This is a genomic window from Thiofilum sp. (assembly GCF_016711335.1).
Taxonomy (GTDB): domain Bacteria; phylum Pseudomonadota; class Gammaproteobacteria; order Thiotrichales; family Thiotrichaceae; genus Thiofilum.
On record NZ_JADJTF010000001.1, the window covers coordinates 2,988,166 to 3,002,236 of the forward strand.

Consider the following 14,071-nt stretch of genomic DNA (forward strand, 5'->3'; position numbering starts at 1 on the left):
AATAGTGGGCATGGAGCAGTTCTTAAGCTTGGCAAGGTTATAACTCTTTATCAATCTGCTAAGTGTTTAAAGCCAATGAGTGGGTTTATATCTGTGTCCGCTTTAATTCATTACTTAATAATTTTAAGTAGCAGTAATTTGATTTTTATAGAATTAATAGGGTGGGCTGCTTATGTTAGAAAATTTATTACCCCAATTATTATTATTACTAAGCACCAGTTTTATTATTGTCGTGCTGTTTCAACGTTTGCATCTGCCTTCTAGCCTTGCCTATTTATTAGTGGGGTTAATACTAGGTGAATATACTCCAGGTCCGGTCATTGATGATCAGCCCGTGCGTGCTTTGGCGGAGTTTGGGGTGGTGTTTTTATTATTTACGATTGGTCTTAGTTTTTCTTTACCCCAAATCTATGCGCTGCGACACACCTTATTAGGGGTGGGTACGGGGCAAGTAGTATTTAGTACCGTAGTGGTAGCTATCTTAGCTTGGTTGGTGGGATTGCCTGCTGCGAGTGCTTTTATTGTGGGGGCGGTGTTTGCTCAATCCTCTAGCACCATTATGAGCAAGCAGTTGGAAGAGCAGCGTGAGCAAAACACTCCCTATGGGCGCGAAGGGCTAGCCATTTCAGTGTTTCAGGACATTATGGCCGTTCCTTTTATTGTCATCATCCCAGTCTTATCCGCAACGGCTGCGAGCTTTACGGCATTAGGGAGTGCCTTAGGCTTAGCACTGGCTAAAGCGATCTTGGCATTTGCCATTGTGGTCGTGATAGGCAAGCTGTTGTTACGCCCCTTATTTTCCTTAGTGACGCAACAACGCTCCAGTGAAGTCTTTACTTTAAGTGTGTTATTTGTTGCTTTAGCTGCCTCTGGAGTTTCGTATGCCTTAGGCTTATCGATGGCATTTGGTGCGTTTTTAGCAGGCATGGTATTGGGTGAAACCGAGTTTAGGCATCAAATTGAGTCAGTGATTCGTCCTTTTAAAGATGTATTGTTGGGCTTGTTTTTTATCGGGATTGGTATGATGGTCAATCCTAAAGTCCTGCCTAGCATTTGGCATTTGGCGCTGTTGGGGGCTTTAGTGTTGCTAGTGAGTAAAGCCGCTATTGTCGCAGCCATTTTAAAGCTTACGGGTAAAAACGCTTTTCGCGCTTGGCGCACGGGATGGTTAGTGGCTATTGGGGGGGAGTTTGGGTTTGCACTCTTAGCCATTGCCCTAAGTGCACGCGTCATTGATTACCAAACCAGCCAGATCGTATTAACCTCAGTATTGTTTTCCATGATTGCAGCACCCTTTGTGATTCGCTACAACGAACCCTTAGCGCGGCTATTTTCTGGCACACCTAAACCCAAGGCATTAGATGAGCTGCCTAAGCCAGTATTAGCCCCTGCCACCCCAGTGATTGAGGTTGAGTCTAAGCAAGTAGTGCTCTGTGGGTATGGCAAGCGTGGGCAAAGCATTGCGCAGTTTTTACAGACTGAACAGATTCCCTTTTTAGCGCTAGATATTAATCCGCATATTTTAGAGTCGACGCCCTTAGCAGGCACACAAGTCTTTTATGGTGACGCCAGTGAGTTGGATATGCTGGAGGCGCTAGGGGTACAGCATGCTAGTCTTGTGGTAGTGACTTACGATCAAGAGGACGAGGTATTAAAAACCCTGCGCTATATTCGTCAGCTCAATGCTGATGTACCGATTATGGTGCAGACTCGTGATGAGTCTTTGATAAAGCGCTTTCGAGAGGGGGGCGCGACCGAGGTGATACCGGATAATTTAGAGTTAGATTTGATGTTAGCGGCTCATGCTTTATTGCTGCTAGGGGTTTCGAGTGAGCAGGTATTAGAGCGTCTCAAACAGCAATGGCAGAATGATTATCCATTGCTGAATCCGTTATTTAATAAAATTAATATTTGAAGATAACCATCTTTGGCTTAATAGTTTTATGAATTTTTTATGACAATGAGTCGTAAAGACTTAATATATTCACCAATACGAATATAGTGAGCTCTTAACCCCCTTTATGAGAGAGTGACTATGTATAATGTATTGTTTTTATGCACAGGCAATTCAGCCCGTAGTATTTTAGCCGAAGCCATTTTAAATCGAGTCGGCATAGGTAAATTTAGAGCCTATAGTGCCGGTAGCCACCCTAAAGGCGAAGTGAATCCTACTGCCTTGGAATTACTCAAACGCTTAAATCACGATACCAGTAGTTTACGTAGTAAAGATTGGGCAGAGTTCGCCACACCTGAAGCCCCCAAGCTCGATTTTGTGTTTACCGTCTGCGATAAAGCCGCCGCTGAAGTATGCCCAGTGTGGCCTGGTCAACCGATGACAGCACATTGGGGTTTAGCAGATCCCTCTGATGTGGAGGGTGATGAGATTACGCGCTTAGCTGCATTTCGTGAGACGTATCGCCAATTGCATAATCGCTTAGATATTTTTGTTAATTTACCGATGCGTGAGCTGGATAAGCTATCTCTACAAGAGCGCTTGGATACTATTGGTCAATCGTTGTTGGCTAAAGAGTAGTGAGCTAAATGACTATTAAATTGCTTACCTTCTAAAACAAAACAGCCACGCTTATACAGATCAATAAAGCCGCGTGTTTCATCCCCATTGGAGTATTTATATCTATCCACACGGCGCTCAAACACATAGGCATTTTGTTCATTATCAGCATGAGCGGGGTCTGGTTTAGGGACATTGAGTACTTGTATATAAAGACAGGGCAAACCCCTAGGTTTGCCCCTACAAAGCAATAGGCTAATTCACATGAGGATCAATAAATTCACGAATAAATGGCTTAGTCTTATTACCGCTAAAGCGTGCGATTTCCTCGCCCTTATTAATCAGGACTACGGTAGGAAAACCGCGTACTTTATAACGCCCCGCCAGTTTTAAGTTTTCATCTTCCTCCGTGTCGACTTTAGCCAGCAAGACCGCTCCGTCGTACTCTTGAGTAACCGCCTCTAAGCTAGGCGCTAGAAATAAACAAGGACCACACCAGTCCGCCCAAAAGTCGACTACTATCGGTTGAGTGTGGGAGGCCGCTAATACACGGCTCTCAAAATCGGCTATGCCATTAATGGTTAGAATTAGGTCAGACATATAGATAAGTTTCTTTAGCCCAGCAATTGATAAGACGGCTGATCATAATTGAGTACATCAGAAATACGTAGTACCACCTATGGAAGGTGAGGCTTAGATTGCCTAGTATAGTGATTAAAAAAGCTCGCTCAGTCAGAGCAAATACCTTGATCTGCTCTGACAGTTTACTGGTTTTTAACTAAGCCTATTAGGGTTTAATATACCACTTTTGATTCATGCCGCTGTGACACGACCATTGAATCAGGCTAGTATTAATTTTAGTGCTGGAGGCGGGCACATCTATGCACTGATTAGAATGTAATGCCTTAATCGTATAAGCCCCGCTATTATCGGCTTGAATAGAAAAACGTTGATTAGCCATACCATGACAAGGGTATTGGATCAGATTAGCTCCTTGATTACGTGAACCTTCTTTTATATCCACACACTGATTGGAATACAGCGACTTAATTAAATACTCATTAGGCTTGTCAGTTTTGGTAATGCTCCACTCGGCTGGTTGGCCCAGAGAGGATTGCACTAGGTTGGTAACAGGCTGCTGAGAGCCATTCAATATGCTGAGATAGTATTTTGAGCTAGCCGATTGAATAGTGACTTTAGTACCTATAGGAAGAGTAGGCGGACTAGGTGGCACTACAGGGCTAGTAGTCACATTAACGCTTTGATTAGCTTCTTGGCGATCCAAAATGTCGGTAATCAAAAGCTTAACCTTGAGGACGCGATTGGTAGTAGAAGCAGGTATAGGCAAAGAGGCGTTATATTGGTGAGCTGATAAGGCAGCATTGGAGCCAATGATAGCGCCTGAAGTCGCATCGGTGACTTCAACTTTATACCTAAACTGAGGTGCACCTGAAGGGTTTAGACTCCAGCGCACATTGACCTTGCTTTGTGCTAGATCATAGCTGGCTTCAAGGCTATTAATTTGGGTTGAAGCGATATTAGGCTGTGTGGCTGTGAGATTTTGCGTGAGGCGTAATGGCTCACTAAAGCCTAAACTGTAGTCTTCTCCTTGCTGCATGACAAAGCGATCCCCAGCGGCATTGAGTCCGTGTTGCTTAGCAGTGGCGGCGGTCTTTTCGGTGACTGTAGGAGAAGCTTGCTTATGCATAGTCCACTGACCATTGAGTGAGCGCGACCATATATTAAAGTACTCGGCTGAGCGAGTTTGGTTCTTATACAGACCACTCCAGTTTTCGATGAAGCTATTAGCACTATTTTTTAAAAATGGCACATTCGCTACAGGAAATTCAAAGGTAGTGTGGTGTGTCCATGCACGAGTAGCTTCATTGTGAGTCCACATACCAAAGTGGGTCGTATTATTCACAGACCAACGCCGCACCACTGAGGTGACAGGCTTTCCAACTGTCCATCTGGTGTTAAAGTCCATATATTTTAAACCTTCACCCTCGCCACCAAAACGTTCAATGGTGCTATTAGGTTTGGCGTAGATGGCTTTAATCGGTACACCTAGACTCGCAATAGGATCCCAAATAGAGAAGATATACACGGGTACGCCATTATTATGCGTTTGAATCCCTGTATAACCACCTGCTTCTTGTCCCACATTCCATCCTAAGGTTTCATAATAGGTATGCTGATAGGTCTTAGTGACATTAACGGACATCATTAAAATATCTGCATCGGGATTGGGATACCATAAATGAGCAGAGCCTACCCCTGCGTGTACATTGGTTAAGGCCACCATACTGAAAGCAGTAGTGAGCGCTAATTTTTTTATTAATTTCATGGTTAACTACTTTAGTTATTTTAGTATATTGATAGAGCAAGGTACTTAGAGTGAGCACCTGATGATTTAAATAGGGGATTTTTAAATATAAAGTTTATTCAAAATCACTCTATTAAATTTTATAAATTAGAGCAGTGAAACCTAGTGAGTTAATATAATAAGTTGATTAGGTTTTGTACTTATTTGTTACGACGAGTTTAGGGGTTTATTTTAAATACATAGGAAAAAGACACTATTTTTATAATAGGTTACGGGGTTTTTAACACTCTCTAATCGGACTATAGGGTTAGTATAATTTTTATTACTAAAAAATAAAATAAAAAGTGGCTTTTTCCGATAAGTAGCAAGAGGTGTTAAGGGAGATCAAGATTAAACGAATGGTTTAAGCATCAATAAAAAAGGGTTGCCTAAGCAACCTTTTAACATATGGCGGAGAGCGAGGGATTCGAACCCCCGGAGGTATGACCCTCAACGGTTTTCAAGACCGCCGCTTTCGACCGCTCAGCCAGCTCTCCGAAATCAGGACGCAAATACTAATAAAAACTTTCTGAGAAAGCTAGCCCCTCAAACAAAAAAACTTCATCAATTGCGAAGAATTCTGTTACTGGTAATGCCTCACTCCTGTGGTAAACTTATGAACCTTATTTTTCCCTGATGAATGGTTGTCCCTACATGGATCAAAGTAAAACCTCCCTGACCTATCGTAGTGCTGGTGTTGATATTGACGCTGGTGATTCCCTCGTAGAACGCATTAAACCTTACGCCGCGCGTACTCGTCGCCCTGAAATACTAGGGGGATTGGGTGGTTTTGGTGCATTGGCAGCTATTCCCTCACGGTATAAAAATCCGATTTTAGTCTCAGGCACGGATGGTGTAGGGACTAAGCTCAAACTCGCCATTGATACCAAGGTTTACGACACTATCGGTATTGATTTAGTCGCTATGTGTGTGAATGACATTATAGTGAGTGGGGCAGAGCCATTATTTTTCCTCGATTATTATGCTACCGGAAAGCTCGATGTCGATGCGGCTGAGCAAGTGATTAAAGGTATTGCCGAAGGATGTGCCCAAGCAGGAGCCGCCTTAGTCGGGGGCGAAACCGCCGAAATGCCCGGTATGTATCACGGCAATGATTTTGACCTAGCAGGTTTTTGTGTGGGTGTGGTGGAACTTGATGAAATTATTCACCCCGTCCGTGTGAACGCGGGCGATCTATTGATAGGGCTACCTTCATCAGGGCCGCACTCCAATGGCTATTCACTCATTCGTAAAGTACTTGAAGTGTCAGGTGCTTCATTGGATAGCGAATTTGAGGGTACTACTTTAGGTCAAGCTTTATTAGAACCCACCCGTATTTATGCTGAAGCCGTTTTGACACTCATTAGACGGCATCCCTCTGCTATACATGGCTTAGCCCACATTACTGGGGGCGGTTTAACTGAGAACTTACCGCGTGCTTTGCCTGTGGGTACTCAAGCTAATATTCAATTAGGGAGTTGGCAGATGCCTGCTATCTTCGAGTGGCTACGTACAGCGGGCAATATTGATGGAGATGAAATGCTACGTACCTTTAATTGTGGTATTGGCATGGTATTAGTGGTGGATGTGAATAGTGCACGGGCTATATTCCAGACCTGTCACGAAAAGAATATCGACTATTGGCAAATCGGCGAGATAGCTACTAGCTCAGCCGTTGAACCCTTTGTCAATTATGTCCTGTAGTCAGGGTTGAGCGTGAAGATTAAACGTTTAGTCGTCTTGATTTCAGGCAGTGGCTCGAATCTACAAGCCCTGATTGATCAAGTCCATCTTATCCCTAAAGTACTTGCTGAAATCGTCGCAGTGATTAGCAATCGAGCCGATGCTTATGGCTTAGAACGTGCCACCGCAGCAGGTATTAACACCCAAGTATTGGATCACAAAGCCTTTCCTAGCCGTGAGGCATTTGATCAAGCATTGCAAGGGCTGATTGATGAGTACGCACCGGACTATGTGATATTGGCGGGCTTTATGCGCATTTTAACGGCGGATTTGGTCAATCATTATCATGGGCGCATGATCAATATTCATCCTTCGCTCTTGCCGGACTACAAAGGTACGCGTACCCATGAGCGAGTACTTGCCGATGGTAAAGCCGAGCATGGTGCTAGTGTACATTTTGTGACGGCTGAGCTAGATGGTGGTCCAGTCATTATGCAGGTGAAAATTCCGGTTTTGCCGCATGATACACCGGAGAGTTTGGCACAACGCCTACTCACTCAAGAGCATCGTATTTATCCCGCTGTCGTAAAATTACTAGCGAACGAGCAAGTGCGTTTAGGTACTCAAGGCGTTGAGTTAGACGGTCAGTTGCTCACTCAACCTTTACTCTTGCCTAGTAATTAATGTTCTGATCTCAAGTGAGTACTCATGCAAAGCTAGTACTCGCTTTTAGATAACATCCGACTTATCCCAGTATCAGCCAGATTCCCACCCCGACCCTTAAAGTACCTGCTATCTGATGGAGTAGTTTGCTAGCGCCACCTTTCTATGCCTATTCAAGCCAGATATAAGCCACCCACTATTTTAAACGCAGTACATGCTTGATGAAATTGCAGCATAAGGGTTGATCTGCGAGCAGGCTTATTGCCTTAGATTTAACAATCGCTTGCTAGTAAGTTGGCGTTTTGTTAGCCGCTAATTAAAATAATAGCGTTGAGTTTTTAATTAGCAAAGGAGTGAAGGTTATGAGTGCTGAGCAACGTGAATTGGTGGGTATTATTGCAGCGTTACGGGCAGATATTGAGGCAGCGATTGCGGAGGGTGAGGGCAAAAAGATCAAATTTGATCTATCCGATGCTGAGGTGGAGTTGAAAGTAGCGATTAGTGCAGGTAAAGATCAAAAGGTAGGCGGCAAATTTAGCTTTAAGGTTTGGGGTGTCGGGGCTGAATTAGGAGGTGAGCAAACGGAAAAACAGGCACAAGACTATGCCCATACCGTGCGTTTGAAGTTGAAGCCTAAAGTCTGGAATCCAGATACTAAGCAGTATGAGCCTACCAATAATATTGCAGGTCTTGGACGGGGCTAACATTATGCAGGCAGATTTAGCTTGCTTGATTGGCAAGATCGTAACGTTTACTACTCACCTCTATGAGGATGGTGAGTGTGCCAAATTGATCGGTACAGGGTTTGCTTTGCGAGAAGGTTTAGTCATTACTGCTCGGCATGTGTTGTATAGTGATCAGATTCAGGTTGATAGTACTAAGCCGCGTAAAATTTATTGGTTAGGTGGGAGTGCTGAGGGCGAGCTTGTTACTGAGATTATATTTGAACATGCAGAGTGGGATATTGCTGTTTTAGCGTGTCCCACTCCAGCGATTAAAACCTCTGCCTTGTTAATGTCTAAGCCTGCAAAGTCTTCGACTCCTTGGGAGAGTATTGGTTATTTAGCGGCGGGTATGAATAACAAGGGAATTCGCATTGAAACCCCCGCTAGTGGTACGTGTGTGTCTTATGTACCTAGTACTGATTCAGCGGTGAAGCATATCCAACATCTTTATCCCAGAGATAAGCTTAAAACAGCCGAATGGCAAGGGATGTCGGGTGCACCTGTTTTTGTGGAAGAAACAGCGCAGCTAATCGGTATTTTGATTCGTACCGCCGATGCACTACCGGATCGGTTGGTGATGTTGTCTTTGGCTTATGTGTTGGCGCATTGCTCTGAGCTGCGTGAAAAATTAGTTTGGATTGAGCACAGTGATGCTTTTAGTGCGGTTAAGCAGTATCTAAATGCTAATACCGCAACCCTTCAAGCCTTAGCCAAAGTAATACAACAGCGCGAGCCAAGGGTTGGGGATAAAGTAGCGGATGTCGTGCGTTATTTGGTGCAGTTAGAGTTAATGGAATTATTTAAACTTATTAGGCAAGCACGACAGCAAAGCTCCAGTCTCACGTTAAAAGCATCATTGGCACAAGTGATTAAGCGTTTATTACCTTCTATTTATGATGCTAAAACGGTGTTACAACTGCGCGAGGAAAACGCTTGTGGTTTGTTAAAAATCCCCTACACCTCGCCCGTATCGGCTGAAGTACTGATGGCAGGGGTGACTAAACGTGAGGTGGATTTCACCTTTTATCCTATCTCTAAGATAAACCCACAGTTAGTCGCTGTGCCGGGGAAATATTGCTTGGCACTCCCTCCTGAAACAGGCTCGAAGGGGACACAGAAAACCCAACAAGAGGCTGAAGATGACTTATGGCAACGAATAGCAGGAGGTGACACTACTGAAAATATTCAGACCAATATTGATGAATACTTATACCTCAATATCCCTGAGAAAAGCCGCAGCAGTCGAAACCGTGATCAGAAAAGAGTTATGGTTAACAGTACGTTGCAACGACTATTTAACTCAGAGCAGTCGGTGCAATATTATTGGATTTTATTAGAGGATGACTCTCAAGCTTGGCAGGAGGTAGTTGGGTTTTTAAACGAAAAATACCCGTTGATTCGTTTATTGTGTTTGACGGATGATTTTGAGCAAGAGGAACGTGAACGTGATTTATTTTTTGATTTACCGGATTTACTAAAAGATGAGTGATGCCAACCCTCCTATGGAACTAATACCTGCTGATAAAACCCATCAAACCATTACCGATGATACCGGAGAGGTGATCACTCATTATTTTGCTGCTAAAGAGATTCAAGCTATTAATGCCGCTATAGCGATTAATCGACCCTTATTGTTATGGGGCGAACCGGGGATTGGTAAGAGTCAATTAGCCAAAGCAGCAGCACAAGCTTTGGGACGAGTGTTTATTCCCTTTGTAGCGGACGCTCAAACAGAGGCACATGATTTATTGTGGCGGTTTGATGCAGTTGCTCGTTTAGCTGAAGCGCAAATTCAAAGTGCCGCCCAACATGATCGTTCTGCACTAGCGATGAAGCATTTTTTAATTCCGGGGCCTTTATGGTGGGCTTTTAATTGGGAGAGTGCTTTAAACGTAATTACTCCAGACCGCCCAGCATCGGAGCTTAATGAGTCAATGTGTCAGCGTCAGCCGCCCGCTATTGCGTCGGGTTGTGCAGTCCAAAAGGGGGTGGTAGTACTGATTGATGAGATTGATAAGGCAGATAGTAGTGTGCCTAATGGTTTATTAGAGGCTTTAGGGGCGAATCGTTTTCAGCCACAGGGTTGGGGTGAAGTGGTTAACTGCCAAGGCATTAAACCTTTAGTGTTAATCACCACTAATGAGGAGCGCCGTCTACCCGATGCATTTCAACGGCGTTGTTTATCCTTACATTTAGCGTTTCCCGCTACTAATGACAATGATGCTCAAGTACAGTTTTTGTTGCAGCGGGCGCGTGCTAATTTTAAAACGCTAGACCAAGAGCGCTATAGCGAACTAGAGGATAAAACGGTATTAGAAGCCGCCGCCGCCCTGTTGGTGGCAGATCGAGCTTATGCTAAGGAGAAAAGCTTGTATCCTTTGCCCGGTCTAGCCGAGTACTTTGATTTATTGCGGGGAGTGCAGCGCTTGAGCCAAGCCACCCAGCAGAGTCCAGTCGACCTAATGGGGCAATTACAGCAGTTTACTTATCAAAAGCATCCCCATTTTCATCGTCAGTAGGTCAGTGAAGGTATGCGCCGTGCTCCGTTGAATCGAGTAGATTTGTTACAAGCCCTAGCGCTAGGCGATGTGCAAAGTAGTCTAATCATCGCTGAGCAACTAGGTTTGGTGTGTGAATTAAAAGTCTCTGCTACTCCTGCAAGTGGTACGAGAGCTAGTACTGAGAGGGGTAGTTTAGAAGAGCAAGGGTTGTCTGCTGCGAATTCAATTAATCGAACGTTTTTACCTCGTGCTAAGTTTTGGTTGCTACAAGAGCGCGAAGTATTCACTCAGCCGAGTCCTTCGAGTCCTTCACCAACATCCTCGCCAGCGGAATCATTAGTGACGGTTGAGGTTTGGCCTGATCGTCCATTAGTCAAACCACGTCATTATTTTTTAGCGGATTGGCGTGAGTTAATGCCTCGTTTATGGCAGTCCTTATTAGCTGAACAACAATGTCGAGCCATTGATGTGGAGGCTCTAGTAGGGACTGTGAGTCGTGGACACTACTTAAGCCATTTTCCGCGTTTACCTCAATACCGATTTAAGCAACAGCTTTATTTTATTTCAGATCGTGCCGTGCGTTTAACCCCGTATTGGTGTGACCATGATTTATTACAACGACTCTTATTAAGTTCATTACCTCAGACCCCTTTGCATCAGGCGGTGTGGCTAGAGGGCGATGCGCAACCGAGTGATGTGCAAGGAGGAGAATGGTCTTTACCGCCTAGTGGGAGTGTGGTGGTGATTTTGAGTGATTTGGGGGTGTTGGAGCGTTATTCTACCGAGTCAATGGCTCGTTGGATGCAATTCGGGGAACAGTTACAGCGCCAATCCTGTCATCTTGTGGTACTGCTGCCTTGTCACCCTGACGATGTTGATCCCTGTTTGCGTACTATGTTTAATTTAGTGTCATGGCGAAGCAGTCGTTATCTGGCTAAAAAGCATGAAGCTACTTGGGAACTACTACTAGAGCGTTTATTGACCGTACTAGCCCCCGCTATTCGCGTCGAGCCTAGTTTAATGCGTCAGATGCGCTTGAGCATGGCGCAGTTTGGGGCGGGTTGGCAATGGGATGCGGCGCTGGAGGCTTGGGCATGGCAACATCCCGCTTTTGCAGAGCACCATAGCAGTGCAGCCAGTTGGAATCCTAGTGCTAGACAGACCTATTTACAGGCTTTTGCTCAATTAACTACCGCGCAACAAACGGTAGCTTTGGCAGTGATTAAGGCATGGCGCGGTGAGTTATCAGAGGAAATTTGGTTTGAAGAGCTAACCAGTCTGGATGCCAAAGCACGCTTATTACCGAGCCTACAGCGCGATATTCAGGCAGCGAATGGTTATTATCAGCGCTTAAGTGCGGATATGCAGTTTGCGCCTGATGGGATTGAGGGTGATGTAAAGGCCTGGCTAAAGCGTTCTTTAATACGCTTGCCACTAGAGGCGCGAATGCATCAAGCAGTGGGGGCGCATTTGCAGTTATTACAATATTGGGTGTTTGAGGGGCAACGTTTACTGGGGGTTGATCCGCAACAATTACCGCTGAGTGGCAATCAAGAGCAGTTAGTAGAGTTGTGTCAGTGGGGAGAGCGTTTGTGCCTTATCCCGTTTCAGCCATCAGTGCCGCGCCCTGTGGGGTATAGTCCTTTAGCGCTGTTGCGCTTGCGTCATCCTTTTGTGCAGGTATTGACCGAGCAGGGGCAGAGGGGGTTAAGTGTAGGGGGTACTGCTCTTGCTTTACCAACAGGGTCGCGTTTTGAGGTGTGTAGTGATTGTGAGCGTTTAGTGTTTGAGGCTTGGCAGCGCCCTGATGAGGTGGAGGCAGTAGGGCGGGATGAATTTGGGGTGTATTTGGAGCTACAGGTGGCGGATAAAATTACCCAGCGCTTGCGCTATATACCACCAACTACATTTTTAATGGGTTCACCAGCGGATGAGCTGGAACGTGATACTGATGAAACCCAGCATGAAGTGACTTTAACTAAAGGCTATTGGCTAGCTGATACTACCGTGACTCAGGCTCTTTGGACTGCGGTGATGGGCAATAATCCGAGCGATTTTAAAGGCAAGCAATTACCTGTTGAAAACGTCAGTTGGGACGATGCTCAGTCCTTTTTGCAACGTTTGAGCGTGGTATTTCCATCCTTGCAGGTGCGTTTACCGACTGAAGCTGAGTGGGAGTGTGCCTGTCGAGGGGGAACTATGACGCCCTTTTTCTTTGGTAGTACGATTAGTACGGAGCAGGTGAATTATGATGGTAATTATCCTTATGCTGGAGGGGCTAAGGGGGAGCATCGAAGAAAGACGGTAGCGGTGAAGACTTTACCCGCGAATGCGTGGGGCTTGTATGAGATGCACGGTAATGTTTATGAGTGGTGTCAAGACAGGTATGGAGATTATCCAGCAGGTTTGTCAGTTGATCCACAGGGTTTAGACGTAGGCGGGCATCGTGTGTTGCGCGGTGGTTCGTGGGGCGACGAAGGCAGGATCTGCCGCTCTGCTTACCGCTTCAGGCTCACGCCCGACATCCGTCACCTCATCGTGGGTTTTCGTTTTGCCCTAGGTCAAGTGAGCTAAAGCACAGGTCAAGTGCTGGCTGGCAGCCTTGACAGTCTGGCGCGTCGCGGAGCAGCGCTAGACAGGCAAGGGGGACAGATAGCATGATTAGTGAACCGTTCTGAGTGCTTGGACTTGCTCAAGGCTTAAGCCCGCAATACGCGCAATATCCGCATCAGCAATAGTCCCTAATTGCAAAAGCTGCTGAGCCATGTCCTGAGCTTTTTGCTGTTTACCCTGTTCAATACCCCGCTCAATGCCTTGTTCAATCCCCGCTCTCATCCCCCAGCGGTAGGAGGCGAAGCGAGTAATATCGACTTGAGTTAACATACGTTCTGCCTCTTCAATATAGTTTTGTAAGTCACGATTTTCGGCTAGCGTTTCTAGCATTTCAAAGTAATTCCGAAAGCCGTGCTCATCTTCACCCATCAGTTCACGCAAACGCCGCACAATGTAATTAACCATTTCTTGTGTAGGGCGTCCTTTGAAATCACACAAAATGGCGAGCACTAAGGCATCAGGCGTATCTTGAGTCAGTAGAATACTACAATCCACCGTGTGCATGTCTAATAGGCCATACTGATAAGTAAACGCAGGTGCTTGAAAACTATGAGGCATAGTCAGAGCGTCTTTACCAATATAGATCAAATGCTGATGTACAGGTTCGTGAGGATTAGCCAACTGAATATCAGTAAAGTAGCGCAACATACGCAAGGGCATGGTGTTGTCATTTTGATTTTGAATCTCAATGTGCAAAATAAAGGTTTGCTGGGTTTCGCGGCTACGCATACGAGCCACTAAGTCGGCACGACGTTGCTCGATGCGTTGTTGTTCAGTATCAATAAGTTCGACTGACTCAGCTTCTACATTGAGATTCAAAAGTAAGTTGGCAATGTCGGCTGCCAAGTGTCCGAGCACGGACTATCCGATAATGTCTTTGTTTCCCATCGCATAATCATAGCAAGGTTTCGATGGTTTAGCCCAACTGTTGCGATCTTGAGCACTTATTGCTTTGTGGAGCAGCGCTAGATAGGTAAGAGGTAGACACCTAAGTCTACCCCTACCGATA

General features: G+C 45.3%; 12 protein-coding genes and 1 tRNA gene. 8 read left to right on the forward strand and 5 right to left on the reverse strand.

The window, feature by feature from the left end; all coding sequences use genetic code 11:
- Window positions 1–172: 172 nt before the first annotated feature.
- Window positions 173–1,915: a cation:proton antiporter gene (locus IPL34_RS14175; RefSeq protein ID WP_296842101.1), complete on the forward strand. Its 1,743-nt coding sequence runs from the start codon at window positions 173–175 to the stop codon at window positions 1,913–1,915.
- A gap of 120 nt (window positions 1,916–2,035) precedes the next feature.
- Window positions 2,036–2,533, forward strand: a complete 498-nt coding sequence (locus IPL34_RS14180; RefSeq protein ID WP_296842102.1) for an arsenate reductase ArsC — start codon at window positions 2,036–2,038, stop codon at window positions 2,531–2,533.
- On the opposite strand, the gene IPL34_RS14185 is transcribed toward IPL34_RS14180, so the two are convergent.
- From IPL34_RS14185 to IPL34_RS14200, 4 genes are all read right to left on the reverse strand, one after another.
- A complete protein-coding gene (locus tag IPL34_RS14185) occupies window positions 2,509–2,736 on the reverse strand; it encodes a hypothetical protein (RefSeq protein WP_296842103.1) in 228 nt (75 codons plus the stop codon). The genes IPL34_RS14180 and IPL34_RS14185 overlap by 25 nt on opposite strands.
- A gap of 31 nt (window positions 2,737–2,767) precedes the next feature.
- Window positions 2,768–3,112 (reverse strand): thioredoxin family protein, encoded by a 345-nt coding sequence (locus IPL34_RS14190; RefSeq protein ID WP_296842104.1) that lies wholly within the window; start codon window positions 3,110–3,112, stop codon window positions 2,768–2,770.
- A 187-nt stretch (window positions 3,113–3,299) separates the two neighbouring features.
- Window positions 3,300–4,859 (reverse strand): RICIN domain-containing protein, encoded by a 1,560-nt coding sequence (locus tag IPL34_RS14195; RefSeq protein WP_296842105.1) that lies wholly within the window; start codon window positions 4,857–4,859, stop codon window positions 3,300–3,302.
- Window positions 4,860–5,286: 427 nt separating this feature from the next.
- A tRNA-Ser gene (locus IPL34_RS14200) sits at window positions 5,287–5,374 on the reverse strand.
- Between the two features lie 157 nt (window positions 5,375–5,531).
- On the opposite strand from IPL34_RS14200, the gene purM reads away from it, so the two are divergent.
- The 6 genes from purM (at window position 5,532) to IPL34_RS14230 (ending at window position 13,023) form a co-directional block, all read left to right on the forward strand.
- On the forward strand, window positions 5,532–6,581 hold the full coding sequence (gene purM / locus IPL34_RS14205) for a phosphoribosylformylglycinamidine cyclo-ligase (RefSeq protein WP_296842106.1): 1,050 nt from the start codon (window positions 5,532–5,534) through the stop codon (window positions 6,579–6,581).
- Window positions 6,582–6,593: 12 nt separating this feature from the next.
- Complete coding sequence (gene purN, locus IPL34_RS14210; protein ID WP_366931053.1) at window positions 6,594–7,244, forward strand: phosphoribosylglycinamide formyltransferase; 651 nt, start codon at window positions 6,594–6,596, stop codon at window positions 7,242–7,244.
- A 341-nt stretch (window positions 7,245–7,585) separates the two neighbouring features.
- Window positions 7,586–7,927 carry a trypco2 family protein gene (locus IPL34_RS14215; RefSeq protein WP_296842108.1) on the forward strand — a complete coding sequence of 114 codons (342 nt, stop codon included), beginning with the start codon at window positions 7,586–7,588 and terminating at the stop codon, window positions 7,925–7,927.
- Between the two features lie 4 nt (window positions 7,928–7,931).
- Entirely contained in the window at window positions 7,932–9,437 is a 1,506-nt protein-coding gene (locus tag IPL34_RS14220; protein ID WP_296842109.1) for a serine protease, read from the forward strand.
- Window positions 9,430–10,467, forward strand: coding sequence for an AAA family ATPase (locus IPL34_RS14225; RefSeq protein ID WP_296842110.1), 1,038 nt, complete (start codon window positions 9,430–9,432; stop codon window positions 10,465–10,467). The genes IPL34_RS14220 and IPL34_RS14225 overlap by 8 nt, the downstream gene beginning before the upstream one ends.
- 12 nt (window positions 10,468–10,479) lie before the next feature.
- Complete coding sequence (locus tag IPL34_RS14230) at window positions 10,480–13,023, forward strand: formylglycine-generating enzyme family protein (RefSeq protein ID WP_296842111.1); 2,544 nt, start codon at window positions 10,480–10,482, stop codon at window positions 13,021–13,023.
- A gap of 87 nt (window positions 13,024–13,110) precedes the next feature.
- On the opposite strand, the gene IPL34_RS14235 is transcribed toward IPL34_RS14230, so the two are convergent.
- Window positions 13,111–13,920 carry a hypothetical protein gene (locus IPL34_RS14235; RefSeq protein WP_296842112.1) on the reverse strand — a complete coding sequence of 270 codons (810 nt, stop codon included), beginning with the start codon at window positions 13,918–13,920 and terminating at the stop codon, window positions 13,111–13,113.
- Window positions 13,921–14,071: the final 151 nt, after the last annotated feature.